Genomic DNA, 22,150 nt, shown 5'->3' on the forward strand with positions numbered 1-22,150 from the left:
GACTGAGCGCCGCTACCGGGATTCATTCCTCGCGAGGCTTCACCACCACCGTACACGTCGTCCCCGCCGCCAGCAAAAACCCTTCCGGCACTTCATCGATGTGGATCCGCACCGGCACACGCTGCGCCAACCGCACCCAGTTGAAGGTCGGGTTCACATCGGCGATCAGCTCGCGGCTCTGGGGGTTGTCGCGGTCATAAATACCGCGGGCAATGCTCTCTACGTGGCCTTTGATGCGCTCGCCGCTCATCATCTGCAGCTCGGCCTGGTCACCCACCTTCACGTGCGGCAGCTTGGTCTCTTCGAAGAAGCCATAAACCCAAAACGAGTTCTCGTCGACCACAGCCATCACCGGCTCACCGGTGCGCGCATAGTCGCCCTTGTGGATGTTCAGGTTGGTCACATAACCGTCTACCGTGGCCACGATGTGCGTGCGCTTGAGGTTCAGCTCTGCGGCCGCCAGTTCGGCCAGGGCCTGTTGATAATCCGCCTGGGCCGAGTTGGCGATGTTGCTGGCGTCGTCGCGGTTTTCTTTGGAGATCACCAGGTTGTCCATGTCGGCGCGGCGCTTGGCGTTGACCTTGCGCATTTCCCAGGTGGCCTTGCGCGAGGCAACCAGCGCCTTGGCCTGGTCGACGGCCATTTGGTAGTGCTCAGGGTCGATCTGGATCAACAGGTCGCCCTTCTTCACCCGCTGGTTGTCCTTGACCGGTACACCCACCACGTAGCCGGGCACGTCGGCAGCGACGTTGATGATGTCGGCACGCACACGCCCGTCGCGGGTCCAGGGCGTGGTCATGTAGTGCAGCCACAACTGGCGGCCGATCGCCACGGCGGCCACCAGCACCAGCAGGGTGGCGATCAGGCTGAAGAACTTTTTCATCGAAGGTTTCTCACCAGTAGACAGACAGCGCGAGGGCGCCGAAAAGGCAGACGAACAGGCTCAGGCGCAGCAGCGCCGGGTGCCAGAAAAAGCGGTAGCCGTCATGGCTGGCGATGAAGCGGTCCAGGCCCCAGGCCAGGCCCAGGGCGAACAGGAACATCAAGGTCATGGTGGGCATGTACACGCCATGGAAGGCGATTTCACGAGGCATGATTTCACGGGGCATGGTGCAGTCCTTTCGCCGGTGCCAGCGGCGACTGTGGGTCCAGTAGGGAAGAACGGATGAAGTGCAAGTAGCTTTGCGCGCGGCGCAGCACAGAGGTGTCGAAGTGCCGGGCGAAGGGTTCGTCGGTGGCCTGCACGCGGCTGATGGCATGGTCCACCGCCACCAGTGCGCGCTCGTGGTTGCTGGCGCTGGGCTGCAGGAACAAACGCGCCAGGGCGCGGCCCATGACGCGGATGGCCTGGCGCCATGGCTGCGACTCGGCGTAGGCCGGGTGGATCGGGGCGCGGGCCTGTTCCTTGCGCAGCTCGATGATGGCGTGGCCGATTTCCAGCACGGTGAACATCCAGCCCATCAGCTCGCTCTGCACCTTCGGCTTGCCGGCAGCCAGGCCATAGGCTTGGTGCAGCAGGTCACGGGTGCGGCTCTCGAAGGCCGAACCCAAGCCGCGCAAGCGGCCACTGATGGCGAACAGCACCTGTTCACGCAGTTCCTGCTCCAGCCGGCTCCACAGCCAGCGGCTGTTGGGCGGCAGGATGATCGCCCCGGCCGCGGCGCAGACGAACATGCCGATGACCATGCCGATGTAGTCGTTGATGAAGGTGTAAGGGTCGTAGACGGTCAGGTTGTTGGGCACCGAACCGATGGCGAAAAACACCAGCAAACCGATGCCGTAACCGGCATACGCGGGCCGCGAAGACAGGAATGCCCCCAGCACGAAGACCGGTGCCAGGACCATGCACAGCAGCGGGAATCCGTCGATCCAGGGGAACACGAAGAAGGTTTCGAAGAACCCGACGAAGGCCCCGATCGCCGTGCCGCAGGCCATCTGGAACGACATGCGCTTGGGGTTGGGCGAGGCCGCCGACAAGCCCACCGTGACCGTGGCGATCAGCGTCATCATGGCGCCGCTGGGCCAGTCGCTGAGCAACCAGTAACTGCCCAGCAGCAACAGCACCGCCGAGGCGCGCACGCCAGCAGCCAACGACACCAGCCAGCTGGTCTGCGCCACATAGGGCTCGTCCCACTGCTCGCGCTCGTGCTTGTGCACGGCCAGCGAGGCATGGGTCTCGGCGTAGCTGAACATCTCGTCGACAAAGCGATACAGCAGCTCGAAGGCGGTGTGGAAGTCGAGCAGGTCGGAGTCGCTGGGGTTGGTTTGCTGGTACTCGGCGCGCAAGCCACGCACCTGGGCTTGCAGGCCCTCCTTGTAGGCGGCCAGCTCAAGCGTCAGACGCAGCGCGTCCGAATCGGTCAAGGCGCGGCCCACGTAGGGCTGAAGCAGTTCGACCAAGGTGTCCAGGCCCGGCTCGATGGCGCTGACGATCTGCAGCGGGCCACGGGCGCGCAGGCGTTCGAGCAGCCGGTGCAGGGCATTGAAGCGCGTGGTGATGGCCATGAACTCGCTGTTCATGCGCACCAACCGGCCACTGCGCCTGCGCATGTGCGGGTCTTCGAAGGCGGTGACATTACGCAGGCTTTCCAGGCCAACAGCCTCGGCGATGAAGCGCACGTTGCTGCTTTCAAAGCGGTCGCGCTGGCTGTCACCACGCAAAGCTTCGACTACGACGCCAGCGAACACACCGAAGCGCTGGTAGAGGGCGTTACGCATGGCCGCGCTGGCCGACTGCGGCAGGATCGCGGCGCTGACGAACGTTGAAACGAGAATCCCCAGGGCGATTTCCAGCACCCGCCACACGGCCGCCATAAAGGCTTGGTCGGGGTGCTCCAGTACCGGCAAGCCGATCATCGCCGCGGTGTAGCCGGCCAGCACGAAGCCATAGGCGCGGAAGGTGCGGTAGCGCATCGCGCCAGCCGAACACAGGCCGACCCACAGGGCCAGGCTGGGCAGGAACAGCTCGGTGTTTTGCGGGAAAATGGCGATCAGCGCGACCATCATCGCCGAGCCTGCCAGGGTGCCGAGCACCCGGTAGAAACTCTTGGCGAACACGTGGCCGCTTTGCGGCTGCATGACGATGAACACGGTGATCATTGCCGTGCGCGGCTGCGGCAGTTCCAGGCGCATGGCCAGCCACAGGGTGATGAAGGCGGCGGCCAGCACCTTGAAGATGTAGACCCAAGTCACGCCATCGGTGCGCGCCCAGGCAAAGAAGCCCCGGCGCCACTCCAGGCTCTGCAGCCAGCGCACGGGCAGGCTTGAGGTGCTCATTTGGCGTTATCCGGCTGCTTGTCGAAAATGGCCAGGGTGGCCGGGGTTTTCGGTGCGGCCTGGCGCTCTTGCTCCGGCACGTCCTTGCCCGCTTGCAGGCCACCCCCAAGGGCGGTGACCAGCTCGGCATGGGCGATCAGGCGGGCGGCCTGCACCTGCTGCTGTACCTGCTGCTGACGGAACAGCAAGGTCTGCGCGTTGAGCACGTTGAGGTAGTCGGTCAGGCCGCGCTGGAAGGCGACCATGGCGATGTCGTAGGTCTTTTGCGCGGCGGCGACCGATTCGGCGGCAAAGTGCGATTGCTCTTTCATCGACTCGCGGCGGATCAACTGGTCGGAGATGTTCTTCAATGCACCGACCACGGTCTGGTTGTAGCGCGCGACGGCCATGTCATAGCCCGCTGAAGCGACGCCCAGTTGCGAGCGCAGGCGGCCGCCGTCGAAGACCGGCAGGCTGATTGCCGGGCCGACGTTGTAGTTGAACTTGCGCCCGGTGAGAAACTCCAGCGGGCCGCCGCCGGTGGCCATGAAACCGAGGCTGCCGACCAGGTCGACATTGGGGAAGAAGCCGGCATGCGCGACGTCGATGCCACGCGCTTGCGCGGCCACCTGCCAACGGCTGGCGACCACGTCCGGGCGCTGGCCGACCAGCTCGGCGGGCAGCGCCGATGGCAGCATGAGCGGGGCGCCAAGGGTCAGGGTCGGGCGCTGGATCTGCGCCCCCTCCCCTGGCCCCTTGCCGGCCAACGCAGCAAGCTGGTTGCGGGTCAGGGCGATCTCTTCGTCAAGGCTGTCGAGCTGACGATGGGTTTCGGGCAGCGGCGCTTCGGCCTGGCTGACTTCGAAATGGGTGCCGATGCCTGCGTCCAGCCGACGCTTGGCCAGGGCCAGGATCTGCTCCTGCTGCTCGAGTTCAGCCTTGACGATATCGCGCTGGGCGAAGTGCAGGCTTAGCTGGATATAGGCACGCACCACGTTGTTCTGGAGTTCGAGCTGCGCCTGGCGAGCCTCGGCCACACTCATGTGCGCCTGGTCCACAGCCTGCTCGCTGGCATTGCGCTCGCGGCCCCAGAGGTCGAGGGCATAGCTGAAGCCGATGGCGGCGTTGTTGTCCCAGGTATTGGCGCCCGACAGTGCGCCAGGGCCGTAGAACTGATCCTCGGGCCAGTTGTGGCGCTTGAGTGTGGCCTGGCCGTTGGCTTGCAGCTTTTCTGCCGACTCGACCACACCGGCCATGGCCTTGGCCTCGCGCACCCGCGCCAGGGCCATGGCCAGGTTCGGGCTGCCCTCGACGGCCAATGCGACCCAGCGGTTCAGCTGGGGGTCGCGATAGGCCTGCCACCACTGCTGGTCGGGCCAGTGCGCGTCGGTGGCCGCTTCGCGTATCGCCGCGTCGGTGGTCAGGGTATTGGCGTGTAATGTCTTGCTTTGCGGGGCAATGCCCCAGGTTCCGATACAGCCGCTCAAGGTGAGGGTAAGGGCACAGGCACTGAACACTTGAAGCGTTCTGATGATGCGACGCGGCACAGCTGCGATTTCCCGAGGAAGAGGTGGAGGGGCCGGGCAATTCTAGGGGGCGGCAGGACTGGCGATAAGCGCATATTCCTGCGAATCTTTGTTACCAAACGCGCGATAATCAGCCTTTGGTCGAAGGCATCTTTTAATAACTTCGTCGTTACTTCGTGACACAATTTTGTCCTCTACCTTGAGAGTGACCCATGGACACCCTGCAAAATATGCGTGCTTTCAGTTGCGTAGCCCAGCTTGGCAGCTTCACGGCTGCTGCGGCGCAACTGGATACGACCACCGCGAACGTGTCGCGGGCGGTCTCCAATCTGGAAGCCCATCTGCAAACTCGGCTGCTCAACCGTACTACCCGCCGCATCGCGCTGACCGAGGCCGGCAAGCGCTACCTGATGCGCTGCGAACAGATTCTTACCTACGTTGAAGAAGCCGAGGCCGAGGCCAGCGACGCCCATGCCCGCCCGGCTGGGCAATTGAAGGTTCACTCCATGACCGGGGTGGGCCAACACTTCGTGGTCGATGCCATTGCCCGCTACCGTGAATCGCACCCGGACGTGACCTTCGACCTGACCATGGCCAACCGCGTGCCGGACCTGCTCGATGAGGGCTACGACGTGTCCATCGTGCTGGCCACCGAGCTGCCGGACTCGGGCTTCGTGTCACAGCGTTTGGGGATCACCTACAGCATCGTCTGCGCCTCGCCCGACTACATCGTGCGCAACGGCATCGCACACAAGCCTGCCGACCTGCTCAAGCACGCCTGCCTGCGCATGGTCAGCCCGGTGATCCCGCTGGAGAAGTGGCTGTTCGACGGCCCGGAAGGCCAGGAAATGGTCAACATCACCAGCTCGCCGTTCCAGGTGAACACCGCCGACGCCATGAAAACCGCGATTCGCAGTGGCATGGGCGTGGGCGTGCTGCCGATCTATTCGGCCATCGACGGGCTGCGTGACGGCAGCCTGGTGCGGGTGCTGCCCGAGTATCGGCTGCAAGAGCTGAACCTGTACGCCATCTATCCGTCGCGCCAGTACCTGGATGCCAAGATCAAGACCTGGGTCGAGTACCTGCGCAATTCGCTGCCGGAAATTCTGGCAGCGCATGAGGCAGACCTGAAAACCCATCAGGTGCAGATCGCCAACTGAGAAACATGCTGCATTCAGGGGAGGAGCAATGGTAGGTTGCTAACCATTGCTTCCAGCGCCAGGACCATGGGAGGGCGATGCCCTCCATTCGCAGCACAAGGCTGCTCCTACAGCGACCTTTGTAGGAGCAGCCTTGTGCTGCGAATGACCGCAACGCGGTCAACTGCCTGGCAGTCCACCCTAGCCTTGCAGAGAGTTGCCGATGAAAAAGACCGTCCTGGCCTTCAGCCGCATCACCCCGGCCATGGCCGAGCGCCTGCAACAAGACTTCAACGTGATCCTGCCGAACCCCAAGCTCGGCGACATCAACGCCCAATTCAACGAAGCCCTGCCCGAGGCCCACGGCCTGATCGGCGTCGGCCGTAAGCTTGGCCGTGCGCAACTCGAAGGCGCGGCCAAGCTTGAAGTGGTCTCCAGCGTCTCGGTCGGCTACGACAACTATGACGTCGACTACTTCAATGAACGCGGCATCGCCCTGACCAACACCCCCGACGTACTCACCGAAAGCACCGCAGACCTGGGCTTCTCGCTGATCATGGGCTGCGCCCGGCGCACGGCCGAGCTGGATGCCTGGACCAAGGCCGGCCAGTGGCAAGCCACCGTCGGCCCGGCGCACTTCGGCAGCGATGTGCACGGCAAGACCTTGGGCATCGTCGGCATGGGCAACATCGGCGCCGCCGTTGCCCGCCGCGGCCGGTTCGGGTTCAACATGCCGGTCATCTATACCGGCAACAGCCGCAAGGCTGCACTGGAGCAAGAGCTGGGGGCGCAGTTCCGCAGCCTGGAGCAACTGCTGGCCGAAGCCGATTTCGTCTGCATCGTGGTGCCGTTGTCGGAGGCCACCCGCAAGCTGATCGGTGCACGGGAGCTGAAGCTGATGAAGCCAAGCGCCTTCCTCATCAACATCGCCCGCGGCCCGGTGGTCGATGAAGCAGCACTGATCGAAGCCCTGCAGAACGGCACCATTCGCGGTGCCGGCCTGGATGTGTACGAGAAGGAACCGCTGAGCGATTCGCCACTGTTCAAACTGCCCAACGCCCTGACCCTGCCGCACATCGGCTCGGCCACCGCAGAAACCCGCGAGGCCATGGCCAACCGGGCGATGGACAACCTGCGTGCGGCGCTGCTGGGTGAACGGCCGCGGGATCTGGTGAACCCGCAGGTGTGGAAGCACTAAGCGTTTTCAACTGTTTTTATCGCGCCGTTCGCAAAGCTACTGGCGAATGGCGCGCGCCCTCTGCCCACGCCCCTTGCGATAAGCGAGCAATCTGAAACAACTCGCTTATTGGCCCATTGCCAACGCTACGTACCTATCATTTTTGCTAGGTGACACCCGCGACACCTCAGATTAACAATGCAGAAGAACACCACCTTCATTGCTATTCTGAGGACTACCCACGTGAAAAATTTCAACCCTATTTTTCGAGACATTCAATTTGATGACGTTGTAGAGATACCGGGGATTGAAGAGAATCTCATCACGACCGCCAAGATGGCAGAGTATTTAAATATAACCATCCCCCAAACAAACGAATGGCCGGTACCCTCCTATTTTTACATTACTCACTCCAGTGAGAGCGGCCAGTCAATCCTTGATCGCCACTACGACAAACCACTTCCAGAGTCGCTACACTTCCAGCTCCCTTCGGATCGATTCAAAAAAAGTCAGAAACAAACCCTGCAATATGTATTAAAAACAAAAGATGGTTCTGAAAGGACAGTCACAACCTCTTTCACCGTCGACTTAAAAAAACCCATCCAAGCGCCTCCATTGGCGATGGATACCACAGCATTCAACCTCGCCTACTTCGACAACCATGACAGTTTAGATTTTACAGCCCCACCTTTCACTTATAACAGAATTGGAGACCACTGCATGGTTAACATAACCGGACCCGAGAATATTAGCGTGACATTGACGACACCGCCTCGCGCGAAAGAGGATCAGCCCATCACAGGTAAAATACCTAAAGATACATTCTTCATGGATGGAAAAGCCATATACGGAGATTATACCCTTGTATATACCGCCCTCTCACGCGCCGGTAACGAATCTAAAGATACAGAGGCCGTCACGGTCACATTCAGCGCATCGTGAAATCCGTACCGGGTGATATTTCACCCACCGATACTGCAGCATCACGGCCTGAGTAAGGGGGCTGTAGCAATGCGTGTGGCGTTGAGTTTGCGAAACACCAGTACATTCCCCCCCATCACCAACGTCATCCCCAACAGCGCCGGCGCCGTCCATTGATACCCTTCGACAAACGCCGACACGTTTAAGGCCACCAGCGGGAACAGCACCGTACAGTAGGCTGCCCGCTCGGGGCCCATGCGCCCGACCAGGGTCAGGTAGGCGGTGAAGCCAATCACCGAACCCGGGATCACCAGGTACATCAGCGAGCCGATGTAGCGGGTGTTCCATTCCATGGCGAAGGGAATGCCGTTGAACAGGCAATAAACCGTCAGCATCGCCGCGCCATAGACCATGCCCCAGGCATTGGTGGTCATGGGCTTGAGCCCTGCTTTCTGCTGCATGCTCGACAGCATGTTGCCGGCCGAGAAGCACAGCGTGCCGAGCAAAGCCAGGCCGAGGCCGTACAGGGTTTCGCGGCTGGCGGCATGGTGGGACAGTTCGGGCCAGAACAGCAGGCCCAGGCCCAGCAGCCCCAGTGCACCGCCACCCAGCACGTTGGCAGCGATCTTCTGGCCAAAGAACACCCGGGCGTTGAGTGCGTTCCACAGGGTCGCGGTGGAGAACACCACGGCGATCAGGCCGCTGGCGATCCACTGGCTGGCGGTGAGGAAGCACATGAAGTTGACGCAGAACAGGCACAGGCCTTGGGCCAGGCAGATCAGGTGGCCGCGGCGGTTCATGGGTTGCAGGCGACGGGTGAGCAGCAGGATGGCGAACAGGATCAACCCGGCCAAAGCGAAGCGATAGACGATGGACACCGGGATGGCGACCACGCCCAGTTGCAGTTTCAGGGCGATCCAGGTGGTGCCCCAGATCAGGACGGTGAGCAGGTACAGGGACAGGTTCACAGGTGGGGCCTCCTCAGGCGTTCGACCATACAACCTGGGGCCGCCTTGCGGCCCATCGCAGGCAAGCCAGCTCCTACAGGAGGACGGCGCCGTACCTGTAGGAGCTGGCTTGCCTGCGAACGAGGGCGCAGCCCTCGCCAGGGCCCCCAGTGTTCCCCCTGGCCACTGCCCTGCGCTTGCACAAACTTGCGCTTTTCCAACCCAGGGAGCTGTCAGCGCAACGCAAGCGCAGTACGATGGCCCCAGAGGAATCGCCCATGACCCCACTCTCCCAGCTGCACGTCTTCAACGCCATGCACGCCTCGCCCCACGCCCGCTTGGAGCTGAGCGCGCACCTGGGTGACGGCTTGGCTGCGGCGCTGTGGCGCAACCGCGACGATGCCCGCGATTACCAGGCGCCCAGCCATCACACGCTGTCGTGCTACATCGCCGATGGCACCGGCACCTTCCGTCGCCAGCGACCGGCCGACAAGGGCGCACCGAACAAGCTGTGCATCATGCCGGCTGGCCATGAGTCGAACTGGGTGGTCAACGGCGCGATCCGCCTGGCGCACCTGTACGTCAGCGAGGCGCAGTTCGCCCTGGGTTGCGTGCGCCTGCTGGACCGTGAGCCGCGGGAATTGCAGCTGCAGGAGGCGACGTTCCTCGATGACCCGCAACAGTCGGCGCGCTTTCGCCAGTTGATCAACCTGGCCTGGGACGAGCCCGGCGAGCGCCTGCTGGCCAGCAGCCTGGCGCATGAAATCGTCGACCACGCAGTGCTCAGCCAGGTTGGGTTACGTCAAGGGCTGCGCCTGAAAGGCGGCTTGGCGCCGAACCTGCGTCGGCAGTTGGTGGAGTACATCGAGGCGCACCTGGACCAGCCCATCACCCTCGGTGAACTGGCCCTGCGCTGCAACCTTTCCGAGTACCACTTCGCGCGCATGTTCCGCACCTGTTTCGGCTTGCCGCCACATCAGTACCTGCTGGCACGACGGCTGCACCGTGCTTGCCAATTGTTGCGCTTGGGCCACCTTGCGCTGGGAGAGGTGGCGTTGCTGTGCGGGTTTGCCAGTGCCAGCCATTTCAGCAACCGCTTCCGCCAGGCACTCGGAGCGACGCCTGGCGACTATCGCACAGCCTTCAGCCCTTAGAACTCGAAGGTGCTGGACAGGCTCACCTGCCGCGCATCGCCAACTGCGACAAAGTACTGGTTAACTGCCGAGCTGTAGTAAACCTTGTCGAACAGGTTCTTCACGTTCAACTGCAGGCGCACGTTGTGTTCATCGAGCTGGGTCTCGTACGTGGCAAACGCATCGGCGACGGTATAGCTGGGCAAGTCGAAGGTGTTGGTCGAGTTGCCCGAACGCTCGCCCACATAACGGGCCCCAGCACCAAAGCGCAGCCGGTCGCCACCGAACACGCGGCCAAAGTCATACACGGCCGAGAGCGAGCCACTGTGCTTGGCCACGTTCTGCAGGCGGTTGCCTTCAAGGTCCGGGTCTTTGGTGACCTTGGCATCGGTAAAGGCATAACTGCCGATCAGGCTCCAGCGCTCGCTGAGCTGCCCAGTCAGGTCAAGCTCCACACCGCGTGAATTGACCTCGCCAGCATTGCTGTAGACCGTCTCGCCGGTACCCGTGTCGAAGTTGGCGACCAGCACATTGCGCTTGGTGATGTCGAACAGCGCCAAGGTGCCGGTCAGGCTGCCCGGCATGTCGAGCTTGGCCCCCAGCTCCCACGATTTGCCCTCTTCGGGCGCTACCGAGGCATCCAGCACCACCCCGCCGGTCAACGGCGCAATGCTGGAGTTGGGCTTGAACGACTCGCTGTAGCTGCCATAGAACGACAGCTGGTCATCGACCTTGTAGACGATGCCGGCATGCGGCACCCAGGCCTGGCCGCTAGTGTCGGTATTGGCTTTGAACGGGCGACCGCGGCCGGCGTATTGGTCGAACTGCTGGAAGCGCGCACCCGCCACCAGAATCCAGTGCTCATCCAGGTGCAGGGCGTCCTGCACGAACAGCGCGTCGGTGCGCAGTTTGTCGGTCTGGTCGCTGTCGCTGGCGCGTACGCTGCTGCCCTCCACTTCCTGGCCGTAGACCGGGTTTTCATAGCTGAAGGTAGACTGCGCCGTCTGGCGGATCAGGTCGCCACGAAACACCTTGCGGTCTTCGTGATCGAGGCCGAACAACAGGTCATGCTGCAGGCCGCCCAGCTCGACGTTGCCCGCAAGGCTCAGGGTGGCGAACTGGTCGCGGCTCATGGCGTTGTGCGTGCCGTCGATGCTGCGCGTCAGCGTGCCCTTGGCTTCGTTGACGCCCGTCACGCGGACCTGGCTGGCGTCGTAGGTCTCGCGGTTGAAGCTGTAGCCGAAGTGCAGCTTCCAATCGTCGGCCAATTGGTGGTCGACCTCCAGGCGATACAGGTCAGAGCGCCCTTCCATGTCGTTGAATGGCTCATCCAGGCGACGCGTGGCCGGAATGTCCAAGGGGTGGCCGTTGCTGCCAAAGGCCGTGCCGCGGTCGAACGGGTAAAGAAACTCGCGGTGCTCGTACGCCACCACCACCTGGGTGTCCTCGCCCAGCCAGGCCAGCGACGGCGCCACCAGCGATTCGCGGTGCACACCGAAGTTACGCCAGTAGTCCTCATCTTCGTGGTCGACGATCAGGCGGTAGGCGAAGTTGCTGTCGCCGAGTGCGCCGGTGCTGTCGAACCCACCGCCGCTGCCATTTTTGCCGCTGCCGTAGGTCGAGCCACGCACCGTCAGGGCGTTGTACTGCTGCAGTTGCGGGCGCTTGCTGACCACGTTGATGACCCCGCCTGGGTCCTGGATGCCATACAGCAGCGAGGCCGGGCCCTTGAGCACTTCGACCCGCTCGGTGCTGGCATTAAGGCTGCGGCCCTGCACGATGGGCATACCGTCACGCATGATCGAGCCGTCGCGGTTGTCCCCAAAGCCGCGCTTCATCACGGTGTCGGAGGTGCCGCCAAAGTTGTTGCCCTGGGTAATGCCGCTGACGTTGGTCAAGGCATCATCGAGGTTGCGCGGGGCCTGGTCGCGAATGACCTGGGCCGGGACCACGTTGATGGCCTGGGGGATGTCCTGGTTCGGGCCCTGGCCACGCATGATCGAGGCCGTGGCCGGGGGCTGATAGCTGTAGGCGTCCATCTGCGAGGTCACGGTGGTGGCCTGCAGGTTGAGTGCCCCGTCGCTGCTCACGGCTTCGAGGGTGAAGGTGCGGGCATCGACGCGGCGCCAGGCCAGGCCGGAAGTGCCCAGCAATTGCTGCAGCGCCTGCTCTGCGCTGAAGGTGCCGTTGAGGGCGGGTGCCTGCTGGCCAGAAAGCTCGAGGGTGTACACCACGCTCTGGCCGGTGGCTTGGCTGAAGGCATTAAGCGCCTGGGCCAAGGGCTGGCTTGGCTGGGCAAACGTGTACGCCTGTACCTGCTCGGCCGCCCCGGCCAACGGTGCGATGGCGATGACAGGGAACACCGAAAGGCCGAGCCAGAGGGGGACGCAACGCGGGGTGAACTTCATGGACGCTGACCTGTAAGTGGGTGTTGATTACGAATGAATCGCACTTCCACTCATTACACGGATGCCACGGCCTGTTACCTCATCCGTTAATTGAATTTTTTTCCTGGACCGGCCTCTTCGCGGGCAAGCCCACAGGTTCTGGTACAGGTGCCTAGCGGATAATCGTCAACCGCCCCAATACGGTCTGCCGGGAAAAGCCCATCACATGGCCAAGTGAATCGAGCGCTGCCAAAGGCGCTTGCACCGGGAAACTGCCACTGACCTTGCGCTGCCCCAACTCACCCTCGAGCAGCAGGATGCGCCCCGGGTAGTACCGCCCGAGGTCTTCGACCACCTGCGCCAGCGGCACCTGGTAGTAATTCAGCCAGCCCTGGCGCCAAGCCAGGCGGCTCTCGCTGTCTACGCTCACGGTGCTGCCCGCATGGCCGTGCACGTAAGCCAGCTGCTGATTGGCCGTCAGTTCACGGGCGACCACGCCTTGCCCCGGCGTCACCGCGACCCGCCCACTGCGCACTGTCACCTGCGCGCCATCCCCCTGCTCACGCACCTCGAACTGGGTGCCCAGCACCCGCACCTCACCGCCTGCGGCAGCGACCAGAAACGGCTCGCCGGTGTGGGTGACCTGGAAGAACGCCGCCCCGCGCAGCAGCCGCACACGGCGCTCGCCTTGGGCGAAGTCGACCGTGATTGCGCTGCCTGCATCGAGTGTCACCTGCGATTGATCGGCCAGGGTCACCTGGCGGACGTTGCCGGCGCTGCTGTAGTCGGCCTGCAGGTCCTGCAGCCAGTAGCCAGGGTGCCAACCCCCCACGGTGCCAACCGCCAGCACCAGGCAGGCTGCAACTGCCAAGGCGGCGACGCGTTGGCGCCAACGGCCTCGGGCAGGCGCCTTGGCCATGGCATCCAGGTACTTTTGCAGGCCCTCACGCTCTTCATCGGCCAGCCGCGCCGCTGGCGTCGCGCTCATCTGCCACAGCGCCTGAGCCTGTGCGTACGCCTCTCGATGCCCCGGGTCGGCCAGCAACCAACGCTTGAACGCCGCACCTTGAGCTTGCTCAGGCTGTTCGTTGATGCGGCTCAGCCACTGCAGCGCGGCCTGTGACTGCGCGGCAGTGATCGGATTCGGACGGCTCATCGACGGGCGCTCCCTGGCCTGCGTAGGGTGGAAACGGGCTCGGCGACACTCGCCTTGCACGCTTCGAGGGCGCGCATCATATGCTTTTCAACGGCGCTCTGGGACAGTTGCATGGCCGTGGCGATCTCGCTGTACGTGCAGCCGTGGATACGATTGAGCAGGAAGATCTGCCGCGTGCGATCGGGCAAGGCACGCAACGCAGCCTCGATGCGTTGCAGGTCGTGATCGACCTCCAGGGCTTGCTCAGGTTCTGCAGCGCTGGACTGCTCATCCACGGCTTGCGTGGCTTCGGCCACACGCTCGCGGCTGCCTTCGCTACGCAGGTGGTCGATGGCAAGGTTGCCGGCGCAGCGCAAAAGGTAGGTGTCCAGTGCTTCGACCTTGACCTCGGGGCGGCGCCAGAAGCGCAGGAACAACTCCTGGACCAGGTCCGATGCCGTGGCCCGGCAACCGACCCGGCGGCTGACCAATGCCTCCATGCGCGCACGCTGCGCCAGAAACACCTGCACGAAGCGCGCACGCCCGCCAGTATGGTCAGCGTCTGGCTCGATCACGTCACCCGGCTCGCTCAAGGCGTCATACACCAAGCACGGCCAACAGCGGGCCGAGCACCACGCTGATGGCGGCCAGGCCCAACAACAGGCGGGGCTGGTACGGCAGGGCGAACACCCACAGGGTCACCCCCGCCATCAACACCGCTATCCACTCCACCAGGCCATGCGCCCACCCCCGCATGTGCACGCTGAGTACCAGCGACAGCACCAGCAGCAGCCAGCCACCGACGCGCAGCACACGCAACTGTTGCGCTTGGGGTTTGCGCCCAAGCAGCTCATTGAAGTGTTTTTCCATGGCCAGGCACAGGGCGACGAAGCCCGCGAAGCCGAGCAGCGCACTACCTAGCATCCGCTCACCTCGCCGCCCTCGACCGTCGGTTTTTGGGCCGCGCGTGAGGCGCGCTTGGTAACCGGCTTTGCCGGGCGCAGCATTTTGCTGGCCGTCCACGCCAGGAACACGCCGGTGGCCAGCGCCGTGAGGTCGAACCCGGCCATGGCCCAGTCGCCAGACCGCAATGACTGATCGAGGCCCTGGCCTGTGGTCAGGCCATTGAGCAGCGGCAGCAAAGCGAAGGCCAGCGCGCCCAGCGCCAGTTGCTCGCCCCAGGCGCGACGCCCGGATCGCAGCACGGCATGCACCAGCGACAATGCCCAGACCAGGAAGAACGTGTTGACCTCCCAATCGGCGCGGCCCTCGGCAGCCACAGGGATCAGCCGATTGGCCCAGAAGAACCCTGCCACCGCCAGCAGCAGGCCACTCATGCTGGCAATGTTGAGCACCTCGACCAAGCGCAATTCGCCGGGCATGTGCGCGCTCTTGGCATGCTTGAGCTGACGCTTGCCCAGCCACATCACCAACCCTGTGCCGATGACTGCTGTACCGGCCACGCCGAAGACAAAGTACAACCAGCGCAGCCAGGGCCCGGCGAAATTGCCCATGTGCAGGCCGGCAAAACTGAAGGCCGTCATCATCGCACCGCTCTCCGGTGCACCTTGGGTCAGCAGCGCGCCGCTGGCGCCATCGAAGGTCCAGTGGGTGCTGCGCCGGTAGGCGACATTGTCGGCCGAGGACTGGGTGAAGGTGACCCGGGCATTACGGTCACCGGGGTTTTGCAGCTGGATGAAACCGATGCGTGCACCCGGCGCCAGTTCCTCGACTTTGGCGTACAGCGTCGGCAACGGCACCAGGGGCGTCGCGACGTTGGCAGCCTTGGGCGCATCGTCGCGGCCGAACAGCTCGTTGAAGTACTCGCCGGTATTGCCGCCATAGCTGGCCAGAATGCCGGCAGGCATCACCATGTACATGAACAGCACCAGGCTGCTGTAGCTGATCATCAGGTGGAACGGCAGCACCAGCACGCCGATTGCGTTGTGCCCATCCAGCCAGGAGCGCTGGCCTTTGCCAGGGCGGAAGGTGAAAAACTCTTTGAAGATCTTCTTGTGGGTGATGATCCCGGTAACCAAGCCCAGCAGCATGATGAAGGCACAGAACGTCGACAGCCAACGGCCGAACGGGTACGGCATCTCCAGCTGGAAGTGGAAGCGGTAGAAGAATTCGCCGCCACGGCTATCGCGCGCCTCGACCGGCTGGCCAGTCTGCGCATCGAGGCTTTTGCTGACAAAACCGCGGCGCCCCGCCTCGGGGTCGCGCCAGCCCACGTTCAGCGCCGCCTCGCGCGCGTTGGGCAAGCGGATCATCCAGTTGCTGGCGTGCGCGGCGTTGGCCTCCAGGTAGCGCTGGGCCAAGCCCAGGCTGTTTACCGGGTCGAGCGCATGGCTGCGCACCTCGGGTTGGGTCCAGTGATTGATCTCGTCCTTGAAGTACGAAAGCGTGCCAGTGAGGAAGATGGCGAACAGCAACCAGCCGAAGATCAGGCCGGTCCAGGTGTGCAACCAGGCCATGGCCTGGCGAAAGCCTTCTTTCATGGGTTTTTCATCCAGTAGGCAAAACCGCTGACCACGCCCAGCAGCACGCTTGGCAACAGCACGCCCCACCAGGCACGCCAGGCGCTACGGCAAGCGAAGCACCAGATGAACGCCAGCACGTAGAAGACGAACGACAACAGCAAGCCCGTGAGTGTCGCGTCGACCCGTGGCAAGGGCGCCAGCAGGACGATGCTGACACTGGCCATGGATGCCAGCAGATAACCGCCCAGCGTTGCAGCCAGGCAGCGTGAGGCCACGGCCAGGCGGTAGCTGAGCGGGAGACCGGCGGCGTTGCGCTTCATGGCGGAGGTCCGGGCATTTTCGGGGCTGCAATAATAATGATTTCAATTCGCATAAGCAAAATATTGCCGCTGCTTAGTCGCCCATCGCTGACGGGCTGGCGATCCGCCCCTGGAGGATTGCCGAGCACCGGGTCGCCCACTACAATGCGAACAATTATTACTTCCAATCGCGCATCTTGGCGCCGGAGTATCCACGGTGCCCAGCGCCCTTTCCTCGACGGTCGAAGGCCTCTATCACGCCCATCACAACTGGCTGACCGGCTGGTTGCGCCGCCGCCTTGGCTGCCCGCAGAGTGCCGCCGACCTGGCGCAGGACACCTACGTACGCCTGCTTCAGGCACGCGAGACACCGCAATTGATCGAACCCCGGGCGTTCCTGGCCACGGTCGCCAAGCGGGTGCTGTGCAATCACTTTCGGCGCCAGGAACTGGAACGCGCCTACCTCCTAGCCTTGGCCCAAGTGCCGGAAGACGTGGCACCGAGCGAAGAACAGAAAGCGATCATCTTCGAGACGCTGCTGGAGCTCGACCGCCTGCTGGATGGCCTGCCAGCGCTGGTCAAGCGTGCCTTCCTGCTGGCGCAGGTCGACGGCCTGGGCCAGGGCGAGATCGCGCGTGAGCTGAACGTGTCGCTGGCCACGGTCAAACGCTACCTGAACAAGGCGGCCATGCGCTGTTACTTCGCCCTGTGAATACCCAGTTTTCTCCGCAGGTAGCCGAGCAGGCCGTGCATTGGTTGATCGAGTCCCAGGGTGATGATTTTGACCGGGCCCAGCAGTTGGCGCTGGAGCACTGGTTACAAGCCGACCACGAACACCAGCGCGCCTGGGCGCATATTCAGCAGGTCAATCAGCGGCTACGCGGGGTGGCTTCGCCCGTGGTGCATGCGACGCTGCAAGCGCCGCCATCGGCCGCTCGACGGCGTGCGCTCAAGGCCTTGCTGCTGCTCGGTGTGGCCAGTGCCACAGGGTTGGGGCTGCAGCAGCACAACCCGTTGCCAGGGCTGATGGCCGACTACCGCAGCCCGGTCGGCCAGCGTCGGCGGTTGAACCTGGAAGACGGCAGCCTGCTGCAACTCAATACCCGTAGCGCCGCCGATGTGCGCTTTGATGGGCCCCAGCGGGTGGTGCGCCTGCTCGAAGGCGAACTGGCGCTGGAGGTGGCCAAGGATGCACGGCCCTTGCTGCTGCGCACCGGCGAAGCTGCGCTGCAGTTGGACAGCGGCCGTTTCAACGTGCGCCAGTACGACGGGTTCAGCCTGGTGTCGGTGTTCAGTGGCGTCGCCAGTGTGTCGGGTGAGGCCTTGCTGGCAGGGCAACAGGCCCGATTGGGGGGCAACGGCTGGCGGGCGGTCACAGCGCTGGACCGCAATGCCGGGGCCTGGGTCGACGGCATGCTGGTAGCGTCGCAGATGCGCCTGGGGGATTTCCTGGCCGAGCTCGGCCGCTACCGGCAGGGGCAACTGGGGTGCAGCGAGCGGGTCGCCGACTTGCGGATTTCCGGGTCTTACCCGCTAGATGACAGTGAGCGAATTCTGCAGATGCTGGAGGTGGCATTGCCGGTGCGGGTGCGACGGTTTACCCGGTACTGGGTGACGGTCGATAGCCTGACGTGAGGTTGCCGGGCCTATACCCGTGGGAGCGGGCTTGCCCCGCGAACACCGGCGAAGCCGGTGCCATGCACCGCGTATCCCCATTCGCGGGACAAGCCCGCTCCCACAGGGTCCTCACAAGGTCTGAGCCTGCGCAGTTACCTGTGGAAGCTGGCCTGCCGGCCATAGGCTGCACAGCAGCCGCAGATTTTTTGCATTCACCTGAGCCATTTCCCAACGTTCGCGTGACAGACAAGGCAAACCCCTTCTCTCAGGACCTCACCCATGCCGTTGCGCCCCAGCCCCCTCGTCCACGCCCTGCTGCTCGCCACCACCCTCGGCCTCGCCAGCCCCGCGGCCCACGCCGAAGCGCGCACTTACCACATCGCCGCCGGCTCCCTTGAAGACGCCCTCAACCAGTTCGGTCGCGAGAGCGGCGCATTGATTTCGTTCGGTTCGCAACTGACCCAAGGCATGAACACCCCAGGCCTGGACGGCCAGTACGACGTGCGCCAGGGCCTCGACGCGCTGCTGCGCGGCAGTGGCCTGCAAGCCCGGCAAGAAACCGACAACGCCTTCAGCCTGCAGCCGCTGAGTGCCGCCAGCACCAGCGCCGCCGTCGAGCTGGGGGCCTCAACGGTGGTCGGCGACTGGTTGGCCGAAGCCCAGCAAGACAACGTCTTCGAACACCCCGGCGCCCGCGACGTCGTGCGCCGTGAAGCCTTCGAACGCAGCGGCGCCACCACCGCGCGCGAAGTGCTCAACCGCATCCCGGGGGTGAATGCGCCAGACAACAACGGCACCGGCAGCCATGACCTGGCGCTGAACTTTGGTATCCGTGGCCTCAACCCACGCCTGGCGTCGCGCTCCACCGTGCTGATGGACGGCATCCCGGTGCCGTTCGCGCCGTACGGCCAGCCTCAGTTGTCACTGGCGCCGATCAGCATGGGCAACATGGATGCCGTGGACGTGGTGCGCGGCGGCGGCGCGGTGCGCTATGGCCCGCAGAACGTCGGCGGCATCGTCAACTTCGTGACCCGTGCAATCCCTGAGGAGGCCACCTTCAAGGCCGCCATGCAAAACCAGATCAGCCCGTCCTCGAGCCACGACGGTTTCAAGAACAGCGCCAACCTGCTGGTCGGCGGCACCAATGCCAACGGCCTGGGCGGCGCCCTGCTCTACTCTGGCACCCGTGGCGGCGACTGGCGCGAGCACAGCGACACGCAGATTGATGACCTGATCCTCAAGGGCAAACTGCAACTGGATGAGGCCAATAGCCTGCACGCCATGGCCCAATACTACGAAGGCGAAGCCGACATGCCCGGCGGCCTGAGCACTGCCGATTTCGATGCCGACCCGTACCAATCGACGCGCCTGAAGGACAAGTTCTGGGGCCGTCGCACGCTGGTCAACGTCGGCTACGACTACAAGCAGGACGACCGCCAATTCAGCGTCAACAGCTTCTTCACCAAAACCCTGCGCAGTGGCTACCTCGACCAGGGCAGCTTCGTTTCGCTGTCGCCGCGCGAATACTGGGTGCGCGGTATCGAAACCCGGTTCTCCCAAGGCGTTGCGCTGGGTGAAAGCTGGCACGAACTGGGCATCGGCTACCGCTATGTCAACGAAGCCGGCCACGAATTGCGCTTCCGCGAACCGGTCAACGGCGACCTGCCGACCACTGCCAGCCGCAACGACCGCGATACCCGCGGCAGCACCGAAGCCCACGCCATCTACCTGGACGACCGTATCGACATCGGCCGCTGGACCATCACCCCGGGCGTACGCTACGAGGTGATCGACTCCGAACAGAGCAACACGCTCAATGGCCAGCGTTACCAGGGCAGCTACAACACCGCGTTGCCGGCGTTGAACGTGATGTACCACCTCACCGACAGCTGGAACCTGTATGCCAACACCGAGGGTTCGTTCGGCAGCGTGCAGTACAGCCAGATGCCCAACCGCGTCAGCAGCGGTGAAGTAAAACCCGAAAAAGCCCGCACCTGGGAAGTCGGCACCCGCTACGACAATGGCGACGTGCAAGCGGAGATCGGCGCGTTTCTGATCAACTTCGACAACCAGTATGAAAGCAACCAGACCAACGATTCGGTGATTGCACGCGGTGAGACCCGTCACCAAGGCATCGAGACCAGCATCCGCTATGCCCTCGACGGCCTGAGCCCGTCACTGGCCGGCTTCGACGTGCATGCCAGCTACGCGTTCGTCGATGCCACCATCCGCGAAGACGGCCCGAACAAGGGCAATCAGGTGCCGTTCTCTTCACGGCACAAGGGCACCTTGGGCGTCGGCTACACCGAAGGCCCGTGGCAGTTGGACCTGGATAGCAGCTTCCAGAGCAGCCAGTATGCCGACAACGCCAATACCGGCGAGGAAAGTGCCGATGGCAGCACCGGGCGTATCCCCGGCTACATGCTGGTCAGCACCCGCGCCGGGTATGACTTTGGCCCGCAGATGTCGAACCTGAAGGTGGCGGTAGGCGTGAAGAACCTGTTCAACCGCGAGTACTACACGCGTTCGTTCGACGACAACAACAAGGGTAAGTATGTGGGTGAACCACGGACCCTGTACGTGCAGACCTCGGTAGCCTTCTGACGAAACCCGGGGGTCGCTGCGCGGCCCTCGCCTTGCAGTTGCAACAAGAAATTTATTTTCAAAAAGGGCTTGAAATCATTCCGCCGTTGCCTGACCTTAGAGTCAAGAGGCGCAGAAATTCCAAGGGTCTCAAGGGCCTAGGCACGCCTCCATGCGAGCAAGCTGAATAAGGATTGAATCATGCAAATCCAGGTCAACAGCAGCAACCATATCGAAGGTAACGCCCGGCTCGACGAGTGGGTCCGCAGTACGCTGGAAAGCTCACTGGAACGTTACGAGGACGACCTCACCCGCATCGAGGTGCACCTGCGCGACGAGAACGGCGCCAAGCCCGGACCGCATGACAAACGTTGCCAAATGGAGGCTCGCCCGAAAGGCCACCAACCGATTTCCGTGACCCACACCGCCACCTCGCTGGACCAGGCGGTCGATGGCGCCGCCACCAAGCTCAACCACGCGCTTGAACACTTCTACGGCAAGTTGCGCAGCAAGCGCGGCGTGCTGGAGCTAAGTGACCCCGACGCCTGAGGGTGGTAACAAAACGCCCGGCCTAGTGCCGGGCGTTTTCGTTTCTGTCGATCAACGGCGCTGAACCAACGCGCGCTCATGCCGGTCAACCCCTGCACTCAATCGCTGCAGAATGCATGACCATGAACAACCCCTTCGCACAGATCAGCGCCGCCTTCGCCCCCGAGTACCGGGTCAACCTGAGCATCGTCGACCTGGATGGCAGCATCATGCTCACCCTTGCCGACGACGCTGGCGTGGTCGCCAAGCGCCTGATCAGCCAGGCTCAGCGTAACGACCCGGTGCGCTTGCAGCGGGTCATCGACAGCATCCGCCTGGGCCTGGCCATCGAACTGAGCCAGAACCCGATGCAAGTGCTCGCCGCACTCACCCGCGATGCGCAGCATGCACCGCGTCATTTCGTGGCCAACTGAGGGCTACTTGCCCTCGTCCACTTCCTTGCCATTGGCATCCAGCACCTTGGTCGAGGGGTAACGGTACGACGCGTAGCGCACCACCAGGATCGAGAACGCCAGCAACAGGATGCCACCGCACAGGTACAACAACCCCTCGTCCGGCGCCTTGTGGTGCGACACATCGCCGATCAGCAGGCGCGTCAGTGCGGTGATCGCCACGTACAGCAAAAAGCGGATGGGCATGTGGTTGGTCTTGAAGTAGATCCCGACCATAGCCCCCAGCTCCAGGTAGATGAACAGCAGCAGGATGTCATCGACACTGACCCCGCCCTTGCCGAGCATGTCCAGGAAGGTCATCACCGCCGCGTAGGCGGTGATGGCGCCAATGCCGAATAGCGCCAGATAATGGAATGCCTCGACGCACAGGTTGCCCAGCGAGTCAGCCGAGCCGTGCAGGCCCTTGCGCAGCTTTTCAGCCCATTTGATGTTCACGATTGTCCCATTCCCCGATACGCCATGAAGGATGATGCGTCACCTGTGTGACGCTTGTGCCATGCAGTTAAAGGGCCAGGCCCTCACCTTGGAAGGCGACCGATTGCCGCAA

At 63.3% G+C, this 22,150-nt stretch carries 21 protein-coding genes; 9 read left to right on the forward strand and 12 right to left on the reverse strand.

Going from position 1 to position 22,150, the window contains the following annotated elements; all coding sequences use genetic code 11:
* Positions 1-22: 22 nt before the first annotated feature.
* Genes HU764_RS21580 through HU764_RS21595 form a run of 4 tightly spaced genes read right to left on the reverse strand, consistent with a single transcriptional unit; the run spans position 23 to position 4,802 of the window.
* On the reverse strand, positions 23-883 hold the full coding sequence (locus HU764_RS21580; protein ID WP_186677821.1) for an efflux RND transporter periplasmic adaptor subunit: 861 nt from the start codon (positions 881-883) through the stop codon (positions 23-25).
* A gap of 10 nt (positions 884-893) precedes the next feature.
* Positions 894-1,094 carry a DUF1656 domain-containing protein gene (locus HU764_RS21585; RefSeq protein WP_027595286.1) on the reverse strand — a complete coding sequence of 67 codons (201 nt, stop codon included), beginning with the start codon at positions 1,092-1,094 and terminating at the stop codon, positions 894-896.
* Between the two features lie 4 nt (positions 1,095-1,098).
* Positions 1,099-3,276 carry an FUSC family protein gene (locus HU764_RS21590; RefSeq protein WP_186702491.1) on the reverse strand — a complete coding sequence of 726 codons (2,178 nt, stop codon included), beginning with the start codon at positions 3,274-3,276 and terminating at the stop codon, positions 1,099-1,101.
* On the reverse strand, positions 3,273-4,802 hold the full coding sequence (locus HU764_RS21595) for an efflux transporter outer membrane subunit (RefSeq protein WP_186677826.1): 1,530 nt from the start codon (positions 4,800-4,802) through the stop codon (positions 3,273-3,275). The genes HU764_RS21590 and HU764_RS21595 overlap by 4 nt, the downstream gene beginning before the upstream one ends.
* A gap of 191 nt (positions 4,803-4,993) precedes the next feature.
* Here HU764_RS21595 and HU764_RS21600 point away from each other — a divergent pair, with 191 nt between their 5' ends.
* From HU764_RS21600 to HU764_RS21610, 3 genes are all read left to right on the forward strand, one after another.
* Complete coding sequence (locus HU764_RS21600; RefSeq protein ID WP_027595283.1) at positions 4,994-5,941, forward strand: LysR family transcriptional regulator; 948 nt, start codon at positions 4,994-4,996, stop codon at positions 5,939-5,941.
* Between the two features lie 202 nt (positions 5,942-6,143).
* On the forward strand, positions 6,144-7,118 hold the full coding sequence (locus HU764_RS21605) for a 2-hydroxyacid dehydrogenase (RefSeq protein ID WP_186677829.1): 975 nt from the start codon (positions 6,144-6,146) through the stop codon (positions 7,116-7,118).
* A gap of 222 nt (positions 7,119-7,340) precedes the next feature.
* Complete coding sequence (locus tag HU764_RS21610) at positions 7,341-8,039, forward strand: hypothetical protein (protein WP_186702490.1); 699 nt, start codon at positions 7,341-7,343, stop codon at positions 8,037-8,039.
* Between the two features lie 41 nt (positions 8,040-8,080).
* On the opposite strand, the gene HU764_RS21615 is transcribed toward HU764_RS21610, so the two are convergent.
* Positions 8,081-8,986: a DMT family transporter gene (locus HU764_RS21615; RefSeq protein WP_186677835.1), complete on the reverse strand. Its 906-nt coding sequence runs from the start codon at positions 8,984-8,986 to the stop codon at positions 8,081-8,083.
* A gap of 257 nt (positions 8,987-9,243) precedes the next feature.
* Here HU764_RS21615 and HU764_RS21620 point away from each other — a divergent pair, with 257 nt between their 5' ends.
* Complete coding sequence (locus tag HU764_RS21620) at positions 9,244-10,119, forward strand: helix-turn-helix domain-containing protein (RefSeq protein ID WP_186702489.1); 876 nt, start codon at positions 9,244-9,246, stop codon at positions 10,117-10,119.
* Here the strand turns inward: HU764_RS21620 and HU764_RS21625 are convergent.
* From HU764_RS21625 to HU764_RS21650, 6 genes are all read right to left on the reverse strand, one after another.
* Complete coding sequence (locus HU764_RS21625; protein WP_186702488.1) at positions 10,116-12,506, reverse strand: TonB-dependent siderophore receptor; 2,391 nt, start codon at positions 12,504-12,506, stop codon at positions 10,116-10,118. The two genes, HU764_RS21620 and HU764_RS21625, sit on opposite strands and share 4 nt — an antisense overlap.
* A gap of 151 nt (positions 12,507-12,657) precedes the next feature.
* The gene (locus tag HU764_RS21630; protein ID WP_186702487.1) at positions 12,658-13,641 is read right to left on the reverse strand and encodes a FecR family protein; all 984 of its coding nucleotides are present in this window, start codon (positions 13,639-13,641) and stop codon (positions 12,658-12,660) included.
* Positions 13,638-14,213 carry an RNA polymerase sigma factor gene (locus tag HU764_RS21635; RefSeq protein ID WP_099430971.1) on the reverse strand — a complete coding sequence of 192 codons (576 nt, stop codon included), beginning with the start codon at positions 14,211-14,213 and terminating at the stop codon, positions 13,638-13,640. The genes HU764_RS21630 and HU764_RS21635 overlap by 4 nt, the downstream gene beginning before the upstream one ends.
* 4 nt (positions 14,214-14,217) lie before the next feature.
* Positions 14,218-14,544, reverse strand: a complete 327-nt coding sequence (locus HU764_RS21640) for a DUF3325 domain-containing protein (RefSeq protein WP_186702486.1) — start codon at positions 14,542-14,544, stop codon at positions 14,218-14,220.
* Positions 14,538-16,121 (reverse strand): PepSY-associated TM helix domain-containing protein, encoded by a 1,584-nt coding sequence (locus HU764_RS21645; RefSeq protein WP_027595274.1) that lies wholly within the window; start codon positions 16,119-16,121, stop codon positions 14,538-14,540. Before HU764_RS21645 ends, HU764_RS21640 begins: the two co-directional genes overlap by 7 nt.
* A complete protein-coding gene (locus HU764_RS21650) occupies positions 16,118-16,423 on the reverse strand; it encodes a DUF3649 domain-containing protein (protein ID WP_186702485.1) in 306 nt (101 codons plus the stop codon). Before HU764_RS21650 ends, HU764_RS21645 begins: the two co-directional genes overlap by 4 nt.
* A gap of 196 nt (positions 16,424-16,619) precedes the next feature.
* Here HU764_RS21650 and HU764_RS21655 point away from each other — a divergent pair, with 196 nt between their 5' ends.
* The 5 genes from HU764_RS21655 to HU764_RS21675 all read left to right on the forward strand — a co-directional run bounded on the left by HU764_RS21655 (position 16,620) and on the right by HU764_RS21675 (position 21,564).
* The gene (locus HU764_RS21655) at positions 16,620-17,114 is read left to right on the forward strand and encodes a sigma-70 family RNA polymerase sigma factor (RefSeq protein ID WP_186702484.1); all 495 of its coding nucleotides are present in this window, start codon (positions 16,620-16,622) and stop codon (positions 17,112-17,114) included.
* Entirely contained in the window at positions 17,111-18,037 is a 927-nt protein-coding gene (locus HU764_RS21660) for a FecR domain-containing protein (protein ID WP_186677877.1), read from the forward strand. Before HU764_RS21655 ends, HU764_RS21660 begins: the two co-directional genes overlap by 4 nt.
* Positions 18,038-18,298: 261 nt before the next feature.
* Complete coding sequence (gene fecA / locus HU764_RS21665; protein ID WP_186702483.1) at positions 18,299-20,623, forward strand: TonB-dependent Fe(3+) dicitrate receptor FecA; 2,325 nt, start codon at positions 18,299-18,301, stop codon at positions 20,621-20,623.
* Positions 20,624-20,803: 180 nt separating this feature from the next.
* Positions 20,804-21,151: an HPF/RaiA family ribosome-associated protein gene (locus HU764_RS21670; protein ID WP_027595269.1), complete on the forward strand. Its 348-nt coding sequence runs from the start codon at positions 20,804-20,806 to the stop codon at positions 21,149-21,151.
* A gap of 122 nt (positions 21,152-21,273) precedes the next feature.
* Positions 21,274-21,564 (forward strand): DUF3509 domain-containing protein, encoded by a 291-nt coding sequence (locus tag HU764_RS21675; RefSeq protein WP_027595268.1) that lies wholly within the window; start codon positions 21,274-21,276, stop codon positions 21,562-21,564.
* A gap of 3 nt (positions 21,565-21,567) precedes the next feature.
* Here HU764_RS21675 and HU764_RS21680 read toward each other — a convergent pair whose 3' ends face one another.
* On the reverse strand, positions 21,568-22,038 hold the full coding sequence (locus HU764_RS21680; RefSeq protein ID WP_027595267.1) for a phosphate-starvation-inducible protein PsiE: 471 nt from the start codon (positions 22,036-22,038) through the stop codon (positions 21,568-21,570).
* Positions 22,039-22,150 lie beyond the last annotated feature (112 nt).

Origin of the sequence: Pseudomonas kermanshahensis (assembly GCF_014269205.2) — a bacterium.
GTDB lineage: Bacteria > Pseudomonadota > Gammaproteobacteria > Pseudomonadales > Pseudomonadaceae > Aquipseudomonas > Aquipseudomonas kermanshahensis.